Source organism: Streptacidiphilus jiangxiensis, assembly GCF_900109465.1.
GTDB lineage: Bacteria > Actinomycetota > Actinomycetes > Streptomycetales > Streptomycetaceae > Streptacidiphilus > Streptacidiphilus jiangxiensis.
Window position 1 is genome coordinate 330,653 of the sequence record NZ_FOAZ01000002.1, and the last position, 15,378, is coordinate 346,030.

General features: G+C 73.1%; 16 protein-coding genes. 5 read left to right on the plus strand and 11 right to left on the minus strand.

Annotated elements, in window-relative coordinates; all coding sequences use genetic code 11:
• The first annotated feature begins 30 nt into the window (after positions 1-30).
• Positions 31-717 (plus strand): ribonuclease H family protein, encoded by a 687-nt coding sequence (locus BMY61_RS04980; protein WP_042454500.1) that lies wholly within the window; start codon positions 31-33, stop codon positions 715-717.
• 47 nt (positions 718-764) lie between these two features.
• Here BMY61_RS04980 and BMY61_RS04985 read toward each other — a convergent pair whose 3' ends face one another.
• Both BMY61_RS04985 and BMY61_RS04990 read right to left on the minus strand, forming a co-directional pair.
• Positions 765-1,433, minus strand: a complete 669-nt coding sequence (locus BMY61_RS04985) for an HAD-IA family hydrolase (RefSeq protein WP_236656471.1) — start codon at positions 1,431-1,433, stop codon at positions 765-767.
• A 186-nt stretch (positions 1,434-1,619) separates the two neighbouring features.
• Positions 1,620-2,378, minus strand: a complete 759-nt coding sequence (locus BMY61_RS04990) for an ArsR/SmtB family transcription factor (RefSeq protein ID WP_042454501.1) — start codon at positions 2,376-2,378, stop codon at positions 1,620-1,622.
• A gap of 245 nt (positions 2,379-2,623) precedes the next feature.
• Here BMY61_RS04990 and BMY61_RS04995 point away from each other — a divergent pair, with 245 nt between their 5' ends.
• Positions 2,624-3,361, plus strand: a complete 738-nt coding sequence (locus BMY61_RS04995; RefSeq protein ID WP_052439150.1) for a trypsin-like serine peptidase — start codon at positions 2,624-2,626, stop codon at positions 3,359-3,361.
• 64 nt (positions 3,362-3,425) lie between these two features.
• Here BMY61_RS04995 and BMY61_RS05000 read toward each other — a convergent pair whose 3' ends face one another.
• Entirely contained in the window at positions 3,426-3,680 is a 255-nt protein-coding gene (locus tag BMY61_RS05000; RefSeq protein ID WP_042454503.1) for a hypothetical protein, read from the minus strand.
• Between the two features lie 258 nt (positions 3,681-3,938).
• On the opposite strand from BMY61_RS05000, the gene BMY61_RS05005 reads away from it, so the two are divergent.
• Positions 3,939-5,579, plus strand: a complete 1,641-nt coding sequence (locus BMY61_RS05005) for an AMP-binding protein (protein WP_042454506.1) — start codon at positions 3,939-3,941, stop codon at positions 5,577-5,579.
• 15 nt (positions 5,580-5,594) lie between these two features.
• Here the strand turns inward: BMY61_RS05005 and BMY61_RS05010 are convergent, their stop codons facing one another.
• The gene (locus BMY61_RS05010; RefSeq protein ID WP_143094167.1) at positions 5,595-6,530 is read right to left on the minus strand and encodes a DMT family transporter; all 936 of its coding nucleotides are present in this window, start codon (positions 6,528-6,530) and stop codon (positions 5,595-5,597) included.
• A gap of 74 nt (positions 6,531-6,604) precedes the next feature.
• On the opposite strand from BMY61_RS05010, the gene BMY61_RS05015 reads away from it, so the two are divergent.
• Complete coding sequence (locus BMY61_RS05015) at positions 6,605-7,522, plus strand: LysR family transcriptional regulator (protein WP_042454509.1); 918 nt, start codon at positions 6,605-6,607, stop codon at positions 7,520-7,522.
• Between the two features lie 9 nt (positions 7,523-7,531).
• Here the strand turns inward: BMY61_RS05015 and BMY61_RS05020 are convergent, their stop codons facing one another.
• Positions 7,532-8,428 (minus strand): LysR family transcriptional regulator, encoded by an 897-nt coding sequence (locus BMY61_RS05020; RefSeq protein ID WP_042454511.1) that lies wholly within the window; start codon positions 8,426-8,428, stop codon positions 7,532-7,534.
• A 72-nt stretch (positions 8,429-8,500) separates the two neighbouring features.
• Here BMY61_RS05020 and BMY61_RS05025 point away from each other — a divergent pair, with 72 nt between their 5' ends.
• A complete protein-coding gene (locus BMY61_RS05025; RefSeq protein WP_042454513.1) occupies positions 8,501-8,902 on the plus strand; it encodes a RidA family protein in 402 nt (133 codons plus the stop codon).
• 22 nt (positions 8,903-8,924) lie between these two features.
• On the opposite strand, the gene BMY61_RS47430 is transcribed toward BMY61_RS05025, so the two are convergent.
• The 6 genes from BMY61_RS47430 to modA all read right to left on the minus strand — a co-directional run bounded on the left by BMY61_RS47430 (position 8,925) and on the right by modA (position 15,319).
• Positions 8,925-9,905, minus strand: coding sequence for a trypsin-like serine peptidase (locus tag BMY61_RS47430; protein ID WP_082015388.1), 981 nt, complete (start codon positions 9,903-9,905; stop codon positions 8,925-8,927).
• Positions 9,906-10,041: 136 nt separating this feature from the next.
• A complete protein-coding gene (locus BMY61_RS05035; protein WP_042454516.1) occupies positions 10,042-10,953 on the minus strand; it encodes a DMT family transporter in 912 nt (303 codons plus the stop codon).
• Between the two features lie 277 nt (positions 10,954-11,230).
• A complete protein-coding gene (locus BMY61_RS05040) occupies positions 11,231-12,082 on the minus strand; it encodes a class I SAM-dependent methyltransferase (protein WP_042454598.1) in 852 nt (283 codons plus the stop codon).
• A gap of 324 nt (positions 12,083-12,406) precedes the next feature.
• Positions 12,407-13,549, minus strand: a complete 1,143-nt coding sequence (locus BMY61_RS05050) for an ABC transporter ATP-binding protein (RefSeq protein ID WP_042454520.1) — start codon at positions 13,547-13,549, stop codon at positions 12,407-12,409.
• Complete coding sequence (locus tag BMY61_RS05055) at positions 13,546-14,463, minus strand: ABC transporter permease (protein WP_063773341.1); 918 nt, start codon at positions 14,461-14,463, stop codon at positions 13,546-13,548. Before BMY61_RS05055 ends, BMY61_RS05050 begins: the two co-directional genes overlap by 4 nt.
• A gap of 4 nt (positions 14,464-14,467) precedes the next feature.
• Positions 14,468-15,319: a molybdate ABC transporter substrate-binding protein gene (gene modA, locus BMY61_RS05060; protein WP_042454523.1), complete on the minus strand. Its 852-nt coding sequence runs from the start codon at positions 15,317-15,319 to the stop codon at positions 14,468-14,470.
• Between the last annotated feature and the right edge of the window lie 59 nt (positions 15,320-15,378).

A 15,378-nucleotide genomic window follows, 5' to 3' on the forward strand; every position in this document is an offset into this window, starting at 1 on the left:
ACGGCTCCGCGGACCTGGGAGAATCGACCCATGGTCGACCGCATCATCGCCGCCTGTGACGGCGCAGCCAAAGGCAACCCCGGCCCCGCCGGCTGGGCCTACGTCATCGCCGACTCCACCGGCGCCCCTCAGCGCTGGCGCGCGGGCGCGCTCGGGCACAGCACCAACAACATCGGTGAGCTGACCGCGTTGGAGCAGTTGCTGGAGGCGACGGACCCCTCCACGCCGCTGGAGGTCCGGCTGGACTCCACCTACACGCGCGACGCGGTCACCAAGTGGCTGGCCAACTGGAAGCGCAACGGCTGGCGCACGGCCGGCGGCAAGCCCGTCGCCAACCAGGAGCTGATCCAGCACATCGACGCGCTGCTGACCGGCCGCGAGGTCTCCTTCGTCTATGTCGCCGCGCACCAGGTGGACGGCGATCCGCTGAACGCGATCGCGGACAAGGCCGCGAGCGACGCGGCGCGCCTCCAGCAGGACGCCTCCGGCACGAGCGCCGACCTCCCGGTGCCCGATCCGGTCACCCCGGCCGGCCGGGCCAAGACCGCCAAGCCCGCGCGCGCCGCAGCCACCGCCCGCACCGCCTCCGGTCCCGCCCGCACCCTTGCCGCCCGCTACGCGGGCACCTGCCCGTGCTCGCGCCCGTACGCGAAGGGCGACAAGATCACCAAGGTCGGCAGCAGCTGGGGCCACCCGGAGTGCGCGGAGGCGTTCTAGCAAGGGCTTTCCCGTGGGGGTGTGCCAGGGCGGCGACCGCCGCCCGGTCAGCCGACGAGCAGGGCGAGCGTGCCGTCGCGCTCGACCAGCGGGCGGACCTGGGACAGGTCGGCGATCATCACGTCGGCGTCCAGCTCGTCCGGGTCGTGGCTGGTCGCGAGGGCGAGGGTGCGCATCCCGGCGGCGCGGCCGGCTGCCAGGCCGGCCGGGGTGTCCTCGACCACGAGGCAGCGTGAGGGGGCGACGCCCAGGCGCTCCGCAGCGGTGAGGAAGGCCTCGGGGTCAGGGTGGCCGCGCCGGACGTCCTCGGCGCCGACCAGCATGGGAACCGTCAGGCCCAGGGTGGAGAAGCGTCGCAGGGCCAGCACCCGCGACGTCGCGGTGACCACCGCCCAGCGGTCCCGGGGCAGGGCGGAGAGCAGCTCCTCGGCGCCGGGGAGCAGCCTGCTGTTGACCGCATCGGCCAGCTCCAGCTGCTGGACCCGGGCGGCGGCCTCCGCCACCTCCTGCTCGGGAAGGAGTTCACCGATGACCTCGTGGACCCGACGGCCCAGATAGCCGACCTTGTCGAGCTGCTCGGAGGGCAACCCGGCTTCCTGCGCCCACAGAGCCCAGGATCGTCGCACCGAGTCCACCGAATCGATCAACGTGCCGTCGTTGTCGAACAGGACGGCGTCGACGGTGAGCACGGCGGGTGCGGAGGAGTGTGCGGCCACGGAAGGGGAACGTCCTTCCTCTCGGGGAGCGGCCCTGTTCCATCGCAGAGCCTCGTACCCCTCCAGCCTCCCCGGCCGCGCCCGTTCCTCCAAGAGGCAAAGGTCCCGCAAAGGTCCCGCAAGGGCCAAAGGTCCCCTTCGTCACCGGAGCGCATGACGGCCCACAGGCGGCGCGAGGACGGCGCGTCAGCCGTGGCCGTACATCAGCGAGCCGGGGGTGGTCAGCAGCTCGCCCGTCTCCAGCCAGGTCTTGAGGCCCGAAAGTATCATCGGCCAGCCGCCGTACAGCTGCTCGTTCGCACCCTCGCGCAGCTGGTCGTGGGTGACGGTGAGCCGGCAGGAATCCCCGACGGGCTCGATCTGCCAGGTGACCCTGGAGGTGCCCTCGGCCTTGGCCTCGTCGCTCCACAGCGCCGTCATGCTCTGCACCAGGCGGTGCGGCGGATCGACCTCCAGGGTGACGCCCTCCCCCAGCGGCCGGCCCGCACCGGGCGCCGCCATCGTGAACGTGGCGCCGGGGGCGAGCTCCCCGATCATGCCGGCCCCGAAGTTGTACTTGGCCCGGATCGCGGGGTCGGTGATCGCCTCCCAGAGCCGCTCGGGCGTGGTGCGGATGTAGATCTCGAAGACCTTCTCCATGGTGGACTCCAGATCGTGCTTGAGCCCCGTGAGCGCGGCTGCCCAGGGCTCGGCGTACTTGCTGACCCAGCGGTCGTGGACCAACCGGATCGGGACGGGGTTCAGAAAGTGCAGCTTCTCCCGGCCCTGCCGTCGGGTGACGACCAGGCCCGCCTCTTCCAACTGCTTGAGGTGCTTCATCACGGCGAAGCGACTCGTCTCGAACCTTGATTCCAACGCACTCAGCGTCTGGCCGTCGTGCTCGTACAGCGCGTCGAGAAGGGCGCGCCGGGTCGGGTCGGCCAGGGCCTTGAAGACCTCGTCCACGCCAACAAAAATAGGTGACCTTTTGGTCACATGTCAAGGCGTCCGTTAATTTCCCCCCAAGACACCTTGTGACCAGCGGCGATATCAGGGCAGCATGTCCGCAACCTCCCCAATCGCCCTGCGAGGTCGCCCTGATCCCCGCGCAGCACACCGCAGAGGACGACATCCTTGACGTCGCTCCTCCCGCCGTCCCCTTTCCGGGGGCGGAACCCACGGCTCCGCGACGCCGCCCCACCGTCGCCGCCGTGGCCTGGCTCGTCGCCCTGGCCCTCGCCGGCGCCACCGGCGCCGCCTCCCCCTCCCAGGAGCTCGGCACCTCCCGCACCGCGCCCGTCGACCGCGCCGACGACCGCATCGGAGCGATCTTCAGTGGCGGCCTGTCCGGCACCCACTACTGCTCGGCCAGCATCATCGACAGCCCCCGCGGCAACATGATCGTCACCGCCGCGCACTGCCTGAGCGGCGACGACGGGGACAAGGTCTTCGTGCCGGGCTACCGCGACGGCACCGCCCCGCACGGCGTCTGGCAGATCACACAGACCGTCGAGGACCCCGCCTGGACCAGCAGCGCCGACCCCGACGTCGACGTCGCCTTCGCCCTGGTCGCGCCGCTCGGCGGACGCAGCCTGCAGCAGACGCTCGGCGCCAACCGCCTGGCGGTGGACGAGGGCTTCGACCACGTCGTGACCATCACCGGCTACCCGGGCGCGACGGATCTCCCGATCACCTGCTCGGACCTGGTCAACCAGTTCAGCTCGACGCAGATGCGGATCGACTGCACCGGCTACAGCGACGGCACCAGCGGCAGCCCCTGGCTCATCCCGGGCCAGGCCGGCCCCTCCCACGACGAGGGCGAGGTCATCGGCGTCATCGGCGGCTTCGAGACGGGCGGCTACACCGACGACGTCTCCTACAGCTCCTACTTCGGCGACCGCGTCGGCGACCTCTACCGCGCGGCGGTGGCCGACGACGCGAAGCGCTGACTGCGCGCGCAGGACAGGACAGGCGCCCGCCCCGGGTCACCCCGTCAGCGTGAAGGACCGGCCGTCAGCCGGGGCTTCCGGGGTACCAGGCGAGGGCGTGCGCCTCGGCGAGGGTGTCCCGGACCTGGTTGCGGTAGCGCACCGCCTGCTGGGGATCGGTTTCGGCCAGGGCCGCCGCCGCGAGCGCCGCCGCGGAGGTGGACCAGGCCAGAAGTCTGACCGCGTCCTGCGCCGACGCGTCCAGCAGCCGCTCGTCGGGAAGTTCCGCCGCGTGCCTGGCCAGGAGCGTGGACAGCACCCGCAGATGGGTGCGCGTCACGGCCGGAGGCGGAAGGGGTTCGTTCGCATGACGTCCCACGTCGACGACTCCATGAAGAGGGCAAGGGTTCGTAGACCCATCATGGCGCAATTGCCTCTGGCATGTACGCGCATTCCTTCAACAAATACGCACACCTTCCGCATCACTTGATCACTTGTGCGGCAGGCGGGGACTCGCGGAACGGCACCGTCGACACCAACCCACCACTCCCCTAGGCTCCGAGCCATCAAACCCGCCGTGAACAGGGAGCTCTCACCCATGTCCGTCGAGCTCGATCCGGGCCTCTCCCACCGCCGCGGCGCGGCCGAGCCGCCGCTGCCCGACGCGACGGTCAGCGCCGACCTGGCGCGCACCGCGCGGACCTTCCCCGACCACGACGCGCTGGTCGAACGCGCCACCGGCCGCCGGTGGACCTACGCCGCGTTCGACGCCGCCGTCGACGACGTCGCGCGCGGACTGCTCGCCGCCGGCGTGCAGGTCGGCGACCGGGTGGGCATCTGGTCGCCCAACTGCGCGGAGTGGGTCCTTACGCAGTACGCGGCCGCCCGCGCCGGGGCGATCCTGGTCAACCTCAACCCCGCCTACCGGCAGCACGAGATCGCCTACGCGCTCCAGCAGTCCGGCACCAGGCTGCTGATCTCGGCCACCCGGGTGAAGACCAGCGACTACGTCTCCCTGGTGCAGGCGGTCCGCGACGACTGCCCCGAGCTCGAGCGCGTGGTCTTCATCGGCACGCCCGACTGGGACGCCCTGGTCGAGGGCGGCACGTCGGTGCCGCTCGGCACGCTGCGCGAGCGCGAGGCCGGGCTGACCCCGGACGACCCGGTCAACATCCAGTACACCTCCGGCACCACCGGCCGCCCCAAGGGCGCCACGCTGTCGCACCGCAACATCCTCGGCAACGGCTTCCAGGTGGCCGAGGTGCAGGGCTGGACGGCGCACGACCGGGTCTGCGTGCCGGTGCCGTTCTACCACTGCTTCGGGATGGTGATGGCCAACCTGGGTGCCACCTCGCACGGTTCCTGCATCGTGGTGCCCGGCGCGCTGTTCGACCCGGTCGAGGCGCTGGACGCGGTCGAGGCCGAGCGCTGCACCGTGCTGTACGGGGTACCGACGATGTTCATCGCCGAACTCGCCCAGCTGGAGGCGCATCCGGGCCGCTGGGACCTCTCCTCGCTGCGCACCGGCGTGATGGCGGGCTCCCCCTGCCCGGTGGAGGTGATGAAGCGGGTGATGGCGGAGATGGGCATGGCCGAGGTGACGATCGCCTACGGCATGACGGAGACCTCGCCCGTCTCCACGCAGACCCGCCCCGACGACTCGCTGGAGCACCGCGTCGCCACCGTCGGCCGGGTCCACCCGCACGTCGAGGTGAAGGTCGTCGACCCGGAGACCGGCGCGACCGCCCCCGTCGGCACCCCCGGAGAGCTGTGCACCCGCGGCTACTCGGTGATGATCGGCTACTGGAACGAGCCGGAGCGCACCGCGGAGGCCGTCGACGCCGACGGCTGGATGCACACCGGCGACCTGGCCGAGATGGCCGCGGACGGCTACGTCTCGATCGTCGGCCGGATCAAGGACATGGTGATCCGGGGCGGCGAGAACGTCTACCCGCGCGAGGTCGAGGAGTTCCTCTACACCCACCCCGACATCGAGGACGTGCAGGTCATCGGCGTCCCCGACGCACGCTACGGCGAGGAGCTGATGGCCTGGGTCAAGCTGCGCCCCGGCGCGCCCGAGCTGACGACCGAGCAGTTGCGCGACTACTGCGCCGGCAAGCTCGCGCACTACAAGATCCCCCGCTACGTGCACCTGGTCGACGCGTTCCCGATGACCGTCACCGGCAAGGTGCGCAAGGTCGAGATGCGCGACGAGGCGCGCAAGCTGCTGGGGCTGTAGCCCCGGCTGGGCAGGTCAGCTTCCGCGCTGGACGAGGGCCGCGCCGAGGAGCACGATCACCGCGCCCACCAGGGTGTTCCAGTGCAGCGCCTCGCCCAGCACCGTCACCCCGGCCACGGTGGCGACCAGCGGGGTCAGGTAGGTGACGGTCTGCGCGGTGGTCGGGCCGACCTCGGCCACCAGGCCGTACTGGAGCAGGAAGGCGAGGCCGGTCCCGAGCACGCCCAGCGCGAGCACCGAGAGCGTCGGGGCGAGCTCGAAGCTGCCCGGCAGGTGCGTGCCGAACCCCGTGACCACGGCCAACTGGGCAGCAGCCAGCAGCAGTTGCCCGGACGTGAGGGTCAGGTGCGACTCGGTCCGGCCGGCCAGGGTACGGCGGACCCAGATCCAACCGACCGGGTAGCTGAGGGAGGCGGCCAGCGCCATCGCCGCACCCAGCGGGTCGACGCCCCGGAAGCCCTGCCAGGCGCCCAGCACCGTCAGCACCCCGAGGAAACCGAGACCGAGCCCGGCGACCCGCCGCCGGGTCGGCCGGTCCTCCGTGAGCGCGACCACCGACAGCGCCATCCCCCACAGCGGTGACGTCGCGTTGCAGATACCGGCCAACTGCGAGGGGATGCGCTCCTCCGAGTAGGCGAACAGCGCGAACGGCAGCGCGTTCAGCAGGAACCCGGCCACCGCCAACCGAACCCACAGGCCCATGCCACGCGGCAGCGGCTGCCGTTTCACGGCCAGCGCCACCAGCAGCACGGCCGTGCCCGCGACCAGCCGCCCGAGGGTGACCTGCAGCGGCGCGAAACCCCGGTTGCCGACCTTCATGAAGAGGAAGCTGAAGCCCCAGATCAGCGAGAGCGCCGCGAACTTCACCCGCCAGTCGACGCCGCGACGGCGCGCCGTCACGAGGGGGGTCGAGGTATCGGTGCTGGTCACGACTGTGGTGGCGGCTGGCATGAGCCCACTTTCGCCCCGCAGCACGAATAAGCACAAGCGAGAAATAGTTCCACCCACCGCGTAGTGTTGCTTATATGTTGAACCTGGAGCGTCTGCGCGTCCTCGACGCGGTGGCCCGGCACGGCTCGGTCACCGGAGCCGCCGACGGTCTGCACATCACCACGTCGGCCATCTCGCAGCAGCTGGCCAAACTGGAGCGCGAGGCCGGCCAGCCGCTGCTGGCCAAGCACGGGCGCGGGATCCAGCTGACCGACGCCGGCCGGCTGCTCGCCGAGCACGCCGCCGGCATCCTGGCCCAGGTCGAGCGGGCCCGCTCCGAGCTCGAGGCGCAGCGCGGCGAGGTCGTCGGCGAGCTGCGGATCGGCGCCTTCCCGACGGCCGTGCGCGGCCTGCTGCCGCGCGCGGTGACCGCGCTGCGCCGCGAACATCCGCAGCTGCGCGTACGCGTACAGGAGAGCGAGCCCGAGGGCTGCGCGCGGCAGCTGGTCCGCGGCGATCTCGATCTGGGCATCGTCGTCGACTGGTCCAACAAGCCGTTCGCCCTCCCGGCGGGGCTGCTGAAGGCGCCGCTGGTGTCCGACACCGTCGACCTGGCCGTCCCGGCCGACCACCGGCTGGCCGACCGCACCGAGGTGGGGCTGGAGGACTTCGCCGAGGACGACTGGATCTGCTGGCGGGAGGGTGAGTTCTGCTACGACTGGCTGGTCTTCACCATGCGCGGCATGGGTGTCGAGCCCCGCATCGTCCACCACGCCGAGGAGCACGAGACCCAACTCGCCCTGGTCTCGGCGGGCCTGGGCGTCGCCGTGCTGCCCCGCCTGGGCCGCGGCCCCGCACCGGCCGACGTCCGGCTGCTCCCGGTGCGCAGGTCGATCCAGCGCCACCTCTACGCCACCTGGCGCGCCGACGCCGACCGCCGCCCCGCGATCCGCGCGGCCCTCGCCGCGCTGACCTCGGGAGCGTCCGCCTCGGGAGCGTCCGCCTCGGCGTAGTGCCGTTCGCTACCGCTCCTCGCCGACGACGGACAGCAGGTTGGCGACGAGCGGGCTGCGGTCGTCCCGCCGCCAGGCCACCGCGACGCGGGTGCGCGCGTGCGCGGGCTCGATGCGGCGGTAGGCCACGCCGTCGAGGCGGATCCGCCGGATGCTCGCCGGGGCCAGCGTGACCCCGAGACCGGCCTGCACCAGCGCGCACAGCGTCTGCCACTCGACCGCACGCCCGGTGATCCGGGGCGCGAAGCCGGCGTCGGCACAGAGCCCGACGATCCGGTCGTGAAGCTGCGGGCCCACCGCGCGCGGCAGCAGCACGAAGGGTTCGTCCGCCAGCGCCCCCAGGGGCACCGTCCGGGCCGCCGCCAGCGCATGGCCGGTGGGCAGGACCGCGACGAAGGGCTCACGCAGCACCGTGCGGAACCCGAACTCCGTTTCCTCGTCCGGCGGTTCACGCAGCAGACCGATGTCGATCGCCCCCTCGCGCAGCGCGGTCAGCTGCGGGGAGCTGGTCATCTCGCGGACGTCCAGCTCCACGTCGGGGAACCGCTGCCGGTAGGTGCGCAGCAGGCCGGGCAGGACCGTCAGGGCGAGGGAGGCGGCGAAGCCGATCCGCAGCACGCCCAGCTCACCGGCTCCGACTCTCCGGGCCGCCCGCAACCCGGCGTCGAGGTCGGCGAGCGCGCGCCGTGCGGCGGGCAGCAGCTCCCGTCCGGCCGGGGTCAGTGCGACCCGCGCGGGGCCGCGGTCGAACAGCGGGTGGCCGACCTTCTCCTCCAGCCGCCGGATCTGCTGGCTCAGCGGGGGCTGGGCGATGCCCAACCGCTCGGCAGCGCGGCCGAAGTGGAGCTCCTCGGCCAGCACGGCGAAGGCGTGCAGTTGCAGCAGCGGAAGTTCGGGGCGGTCCATACGCCCAGTGATATCACCTCATGCCCTGCCCGCTATTGGACGTATCAGTGCAGGTCACCTAGCGTTCGGGCCATGACAGCAGAGAACACCGGGCGACGTTCCATCCTCAGCGGCTCGACCTTCGAGGAGCAGATCGGCTACGCCCGCGCCGTCGTCGACGGGGACTGGGTGCACGTGTCCGGGACGACCGGCTACGACTACGCCGGCATGACCATCTCCGACGACGTCGTGGAGCAGGCGGAGCAGTGCCTGCGCAACATCGGGGCGGCGCTGAAGGAGGCGGGCTGCAGCTTCGCCGACGTGGTGCGGGTGCGGTACCTGCTTCCGGACCGTGCCGACTTCGAGCCCTGCTGGCCGGTCCTGCGCCGCTGCTTCGGCGAGGTCCGCCCGGCCGCGACGATGCTGGTGTGCGGCCTGGCGGACGAGCGGATGAGGATCGAGATCGAGGTGGACGCGCGACGTCGGACGGCGTAGGCCCGGTCCGCCGGACCAGGGATCAACCGCCGTCGGCCACGGCCTGGTTGTAGAGCGCGAGGACGTCGTCGTCGAAGTAGGGGCTGTACGAGATGTCGGCGGTGTCCCCGCCCTGCTGGTAGCCGCCGATGACGCCGATGACCGTCCCGGTCCGGGTGGCCCGGTCGAAGGCGGTGAGCCACGGGCTGCCGCTCGTGCCGCCCGGAAAGGACGGGCAGGCGATCTTCATCTGGTGCTCGCTCTGCTGCGTCGTGGTGTTGAAGCAGGCGATCGGTTCACCGGCGTTCGACGGGTAGCCGGTCAGCGCGACGGTCCGGCCGAACCCGAGGTTCACGCCCAGCTTGTTGCCGCCGAGCACGGACTGGATGGTCTTGCCGTCGACCGTGCCGACCACCAGGAAGGCCACGTCGAGATCCGGGTCGGTGGAGTCGATCCAGCGCTGGTCGACGACGATGCTGCGGACCGGCCACTCGCCCTGCGGCTCGACGCCGTTCCGGTAGCCCGGCACGAAGACGATGTCGGTGTTGTAGCCGCCGCCCTTGCCACCGTGGACGCAGTGGGCCGCGGTCACGACGATGCTCTGCCCCTGGCTCTCCACGACGCTGCCCGTGCAGAAGTGGTCCCCCTTGCCGTTGTGCGCGAAGATCGCCCCCACCCGCGCCGTGACCTGGTTGGACGGCGCCGTGCCGGTCTGTCCGCCGTGGTCGGACACCGCCCGGGACAAGCGCTGTTGCGCCCAGGGCGACGGAGAGGCCACCGAGCGGACGACGGCGTTGCCGGCCGAGGCACTGGCAGCACCGGATGTCTGAACGGTGGCGGCGGAGCCGGAGCCGGAGGGTGGCGCGGCGGACGGGGTCCCCGAGGCAGCCGTGCTGCCGCTGCCGCAGGCCGCCATCAGCCCCGCGACCAACGCCACCGCGGCGGCGCCGGTCAACCGCTTCCGTGCCGTCGTCCCCACGTCCTGCCCCGGACGCCCGTCCTGCTCTCGTCCCTGCCCGCGCATGCGCCGCGCCCCTCCGTCGAATCGGTCGGCCACCGCTCGGTTCGCCTTCCGTCCATCCTGGGGCGCGGCGTGGACCCGCGCGCGGCGGCGCGCCGGTCCACGTCACGGGCCCGAGGCAGGCAGCGGCGGTAGTCGGTCAGCGGCGGTGGCGTTCCGGCAGCACGAGGCCGCCCAGAGCCACCGCCAGCACCGCCAGCCCGCCCCAGGAGAACAGCGGCAGCCGCTCGCCCAGCACCAGCACCCCGAGCACGGCCGCCACGGCCGGCTCCACCAGGGTCAGCGTGGTGGCCACCTGGGCGCTCGTCCGTCGCAGTCCGTGGCCGAAGAGCCGGTAGGCGAGGAACGTCGTGACCAGCCCCAGGTAGAGCCAGACGGCGGCGCCGCGAGGTGTCACCGCCCCATGGAGGCCGACGACGACCGGCACCGGCAGGACCAGCAGGGCACCACCGCCGAACATGGCCCCGAGGACGGCGTCGGAGCCGTGGCCCCGCGTGATCAGCCGGCCGCCGACCAGCGCGTACACCGCGTAGGAGAGGCCCGCGAAGACCGCGAGCCCGACGCCGAGCAGGTCGATCGGCGCGGCGCCGCCGGTGAGGTCCGGCCCGAGGACCAGCAGCGCGCACCCCAGGACGGCCGCCGCGGTCGCCAGGCACCAGCGCACCGTCGGTCGAGCACCGCCGGCCAGCCAGGCGAGCAGCCCGGTGAAGACCGGGGCACTGCCGAGCGCGACGACGGTGGCGACAGCGACGCCCGCCCGGGCGACCGCCGGGTAGAAGGTGACCGGATATCCGGCGACGCCCAGCGCACCGAGCGCGCACAGCCACCGGTCGCGGCGGTCGCGGGAACGCGGCAGCCTGCGCGCGTCCCGGCTGCTGAGCAGGAGGAGCAGTCCGCCGAGGACCAGCCCGGCGCAGCCGACGGCGGCGGGATCGCTGCCGTCCGGGGCGAACGAGGCGACGGTCCCGGTGCTGCCCCACAGCACGGACGCGAGCAGGATCGGTGCGGCCCCGCCCGGCGAGACGGGTCGCCGCTTCGAGGGGGCAGGCACGGAGACAGGGACAGGGGACGAAGAAGTGCGGTTCGGCACAGTCGTGGACTTCCGTTGTCGAGAACCGTATCTGGCATCGGATTCGCAACGGGCGCACGCCACAGCACCCGGGCACTGCCCGGGGCCACTGCTACGAGGTCAGACTGTCAGCGGTGCGCCCGGTCAGGCGCACAGCGGCGGCAGCACGACGTGCCAGTAGGTGTCCACGCGGCCGAGCGTACCGGAGGCGCAGGCGGCGGAGGAGCCCGCGCGCTGCCGCTCCGCCCGGTCGGCGCTGCTACGTCCGGTCGGCGAAGCGGAGCAGCGTGACGGTGGGGACGCGGTCGTGGACCGGCCCGAGGCAGTCCAGCGCGGGCGCGAGCCGTCCCCAGACCCCGCCGCGGCCGCGCGGGACGGGGATGGCGTGGATCTCCGCGACGCCCGGGTCCACCGTGTGCAACGCGGGACGCTCGTCGGCACCCATCGCCCAGGCCATGCCGGGCAGCGCGGGGCCGCCGGGTGTGCGCAACAGACCGGCGCGCGCGGCCGCGGCGAACCAGCGCGGCACCGCGTCGAAGACCAGCCCGCCGCCGTGGAAGCTGCGTGCGCAGAGCGCGATCAGGTCGCGGACCTCGGGCGGCCGCAGGTACATCAGCAGGCCCTGCGCGGTCACCAGAACCGGCGTGCCCGTCGCGGCCGCGTCCACGGCCCAGCGAGGGTCGCGCGCGTCGCACGCCAGCGCCCGTCGGCGTCCCCCGGCGGGCAGCAGTGCCTCACGCAGCCGCAGCGACTCGGGCAGATCCACGGTCAGCCAGTGCACCCGGCCGTTGTCGAGGCGCCAGAACTGCGTCTCCAGTCCGTCTCCCAGCGCGGCCACCACGCCGTCGGGGAACTCGTCGAGGAAGGCGCACACCACCCGGTCGAACGCCAGCGCCCGCAGCGCGATCGCCTGCGCCACCAGCCCCCCGGCCCGCCCGAACCGCTCCACGAACGGGTAGTCGATGCGTCGGCACAGGTCGATCGCCCAGGGGTCCACCAGCACCGGGTTCGGCCGCGCGGCCTCGCTCGCCCGCTGGTAGAGCGTCCACAGCAGGGTCTCGGGCACCCCCGTGAGCCCGGGCGCGACCTTGGTCGGTGACGGCGACGTCATGTCTTCATCGTCGCGCTGCCCCACGCCTGCGGCGCGCCGGGACACGGCCGGGCCCGTGTCGCCCATTCAGGTGGAGGTTCCAAGGAGACGGCGTGGCGGCTGCGCCGCGTGCGTATGGTTCACCCTGCGGGGGCGAAGCCGAGCCAGTGCTATGGCACCGGGAGCTCCACGTGATCGCATTGACGCTGTTCGTTCTGCTGACGCCTCTCTTCCTGCTGCTCGTGTGGCAGGCCGTCGAGAGCCGGGTGTCGCGGGCGCGCGAGGCCCGTCTCCGCGCCGCCCTGGCGCCCGAGGCGACGCACCCTCCGCTGGTCGGTGCGGGCGCTACGCCGGGTAGGCCCGCGTCTGAGAGGCCTTGACGGCGGCCCAGACCTCGCTGCCCTCGCTGATGCCGAGGTCGGCGACGGACGCCGGGGTGAGATCGGCCGTCAGGCGCAACGGGCCGGAGAGATCGAGGCGCACCTGGTCGCCGTGACGCTCCATGCCGAGGACGGTGACGGGCCACTGGTTGCGGGCGCTGGTGTCCGGCCGAGTGCGGTGCACGGTGACGGCGGCGGGCGGGAACGCCGCGAAGACGGGGCCGTCCCCGGCGTCCGCGGCGGTGAGCACGAGCTCCCCGTCGGCCCCCTCGGCCCCGTCGGCCCGGTCGAGGGTGACGTCGTGGCCGTGGGCGGTGCCGCGGAAGAGGTTGAGGCCGACGAGGCGGGCGATGTAGTCGCTGCGCGGGTGGCGGGCGATGTCGGCGGGTGCGCCCTCCTGGACGGCGCGCCCGTGCTCCAGCACGACCAGACGGTCCGCCAGGACCATCGCGTCGAGGGGATCGTGGGTGACCAGCACCGCGACGGCCTCGAACGCGGCCAGGTGGCGCCGCAGCGTCGTGCGGACCTCCAGGCGGGTGCGGGCGTCGAGCGCGGCCATGGGCTCGTCGAGCAACAGCAGACGCGGACGGGGAGCCAGGGCCCGAGCGAGGGCGACGCGCTGGGCCTGGCCGCCGGAGAGTGCGCGCGGGCGGGACCGGGCGTGGGCGGCGAGGCCGACCCGGTCGAGCCACTCGTGCGCGTGGGCGCGGGCCTCCGCCTTGGACCGGCCGTGGGCGCGCAGGCCGAAGGCGACGTTGTCGAGCGCGGACAGATGCGGGAAGAGCAGATAGTCCTGGAAGACGACCCCGACGGGCCGCCGCTCGGTCGGCACGCGCACCCGAGCCCCCGGGTCCTCCAGGACCTCGCCGTCGAGCCGCAGGTGTCCCCCGGTCAGCGGCGCGAGCCCGGCCAGCGCGCGCAGCGCGGTGGTCTTGCCCGCCCCGTTCGGGCCGAGCAGCGCGACGACCTCACCGGACGCGGCGTTGAGCGCCAGATCGAGTGAGAACCCGCCGCGCTCGACGACCAGCCGGGCGTCCAGCGCGGGTGCGGGCGCGGCCGCGGCGAGGCCGGTGCGGGCGGGGTCGGTGGGGGCCGGCGGGGTGGTCATGCCTGGGCTCCTGTGGTCCAGCGTCCGCGGAGCGCCAGCAGGACGGCGAGGGAGACCGCCAGCAGCACCAGGCTGAGGGCGACGGCGGCGTCCGGGCTGTCCTGCAGGGACAGGTAGACGGCCAGTGGCAGCGTCTGCGTGGTGCCGGGGAAGTTGCCGGCGAAGGTGATCGTCGCGCCGAACTCGCCCAGCGCGCGGGCCCAGGCCAGAACCGCGCCCGCGCCGACACCGGGGGCGATCAGCGGCAGGGTGACCCGGCGGAAGACCTGGAACCGGGAGGCGCCCAGGGTCAGCGCCGCCTCCTCGTAGCGGGTGTCGGCGCCGCGCAGCGCGCCCTCCACGCTGAGCACGAGGAACGGCATGGCCACGAAGGCCTCGGCGACGACGACGCCCGCGGTGGTGAACGGCAGCGTGACACCGAACGCGCTGTCGAGCCAGCGGCCGATGATGCCGTTGCGGCCGAGCACCAGCAGCAGTGCGACACCACCGACGACGGGCGGCATCACCAGCGGCAGGGTGACCAGCGTGCGGGCGAGGCGACGGCCCGGGAAGTCGGTCCGGGCCAGCAGCCAGGCGAGCGGGACGCCGAGCACGAGCGAGACGGCCGTCGCCGCCGTCGCGGTGGTGAGCGACAGACGCAGCGCGGGCAGGACGGTGTCGCCGCTGAGCAGCTCCGGCATCGCCCGCCAGGGCGCCCGGACCAGCAGACCCACGAACGGCAGCACCAGGAAGGCCAGGCCGACCACGGCGGGCACGAGCAGCGCCCACGGCCGACCACCGACCCGGGGCGCGCGGGCCCGGTCGCGCCCCCAGCGCTTGAGGCGGTCGTGCTGCCGCGCCGGGACCGGCGACGACTGCTCGCCGCCGGTCACCTCGCCGCGCCCGTCGGTCACGGCGTCACGCTCGTCCGACATGTCGTCACGGAGCCATGAAGCCGGCGCCGGAGAGGACCTGCTCGCCCTGCGCCGAGGCCACGAAGGCGGCGAAGGCCTGCGCCGTGGCGGCGTTGCTGCTGCCCTTCAGGGCGACGATCGGGTAGGTGGTGATCGCCTTGGCGGCCTCGGGGAAGTCCACCCCGGTGACCTTGCCGGACGCGCCCTGGACGTCCGTCTTGTAGACGAGCGCCGCGTCGACCTCGCCGAGCTCGACCTTGTTCAGCGCCGAGGTGACGTCCTGCTCCAGGGTGACCGGGGTGAGCTTGACGCCCGCGGCGTCCAGCGCCTTGACGGCCGCGGCACCGCACGGGACGGTCTTGGCGCACAGCGCCACCTTGACGCCCGAGGCGGTCAGGCCGGAGAGGGTGGCCAGGTGCTTGGGGTTGCCCTTCGCGACGGCGATCTCCAGCTCGTTCTTGGCGAAGTCGACCGGCGTGCCCGCGGCGTCGCCCTTGGAGACCACGGTCTTCATGGTGGTGGTGCTGGCGGCGGCGAAGACGTCGGCCGGGGCGCCGGAGACGATCGAGGCGGCAAGGGTGTCGCTGCCACCGAAGTTGAAGCTGACCGTCACACCGGGGTGCGCGGCCTCGAACTCCTTGCCGAGCTCGGTGAAGGTCTTCTTGAGCGAGGCGGCGGCGAAGACCGTCACCTTGCCGCTGAGGGCGGCGCCGGAGGCCGCGGCGGACGAGGGAGCAGAGGCCGAGGCGGTGGTGCTGGACCCACCGGTGGAGGACGAGGAACTACAGGCGGCGAGGCCGAGCAGCGCGACGGCGGCGGTGGCGGCGACGGCGGCGCGGCGCAGGCGCGGCGAGGTCGCGGTGTGCAGAGTGGTCATTGGATAACCCCCAGAGGTCTCAGGTCGGTTGCGGTACGACCGGCGCGCACGGCGCCGGC

Coding starts and splice junctions, on each gene's coding strand:
- BMY61_RS04980 (WP_042454500.1), top strand. CDS start 31: ATGGTCGACCGCATCATCGCCGCCTGTGACGGCGCAGCCAAAGGCAAC.
- BMY61_RS05005 (WP_042454506.1), top strand. CDS start 3,939: ATGTCCGTCGAGCTCGATCCGGGCCTCTCCCACCGCCGCGGCGCGGCC.
- BMY61_RS05010 (WP_143094167.1), bottom strand. CDS start 6,530: ATGCCAGCCGCCACCACAGTCGTGACCAGCACCGATACCTCGACCCCC.
- BMY61_RS05015 (WP_042454509.1), top strand. CDS start 6,605: ATGTTGAACCTGGAGCGTCTGCGCGTCCTCGACGCGGTGGCCCGGCAC.
- BMY61_RS05020 (WP_042454511.1), bottom strand. CDS start 8,428: ATGGACCGCCCCGAACTTCCGCTGCTGCAACTGCACGCCTTCGCCGTG.
- BMY61_RS05025 (WP_042454513.1), top strand. CDS start 8,501: ATGACAGCAGAGAACACCGGGCGACGTTCCATCCTCAGCGGCTCGACC.
- BMY61_RS47430 (WP_082015388.1), bottom strand. CDS start 9,905: ATGCGCGGGCAGGGACGAGAGCAGGACGGGCGTCCGGGGCAGGACGTG.
- BMY61_RS05040 (WP_042454598.1), bottom strand. CDS start 12,082: ATGACGTCGCCGTCACCGACCAAGGTCGCGCCCGGGCTCACGGGGGTG.
- BMY61_RS05050 (WP_042454520.1), bottom strand. CDS start 13,549: ATGACCACCCCGCCGGCCCCCACCGACCCCGCCCGCACCGGCCTCGCC.
- BMY61_RS05055 (WP_063773341.1), bottom strand. CDS start 14,463: ATGTCGGACGAGCGTGACGCCGTGACCGACGGGCGCGGCGAGGTGACC.
- modA (WP_042454523.1), bottom strand. CDS start 15,319: ATGACCACTCTGCACACCGCGACCTCGCCGCGCCTGCGCCGCGCCGCC.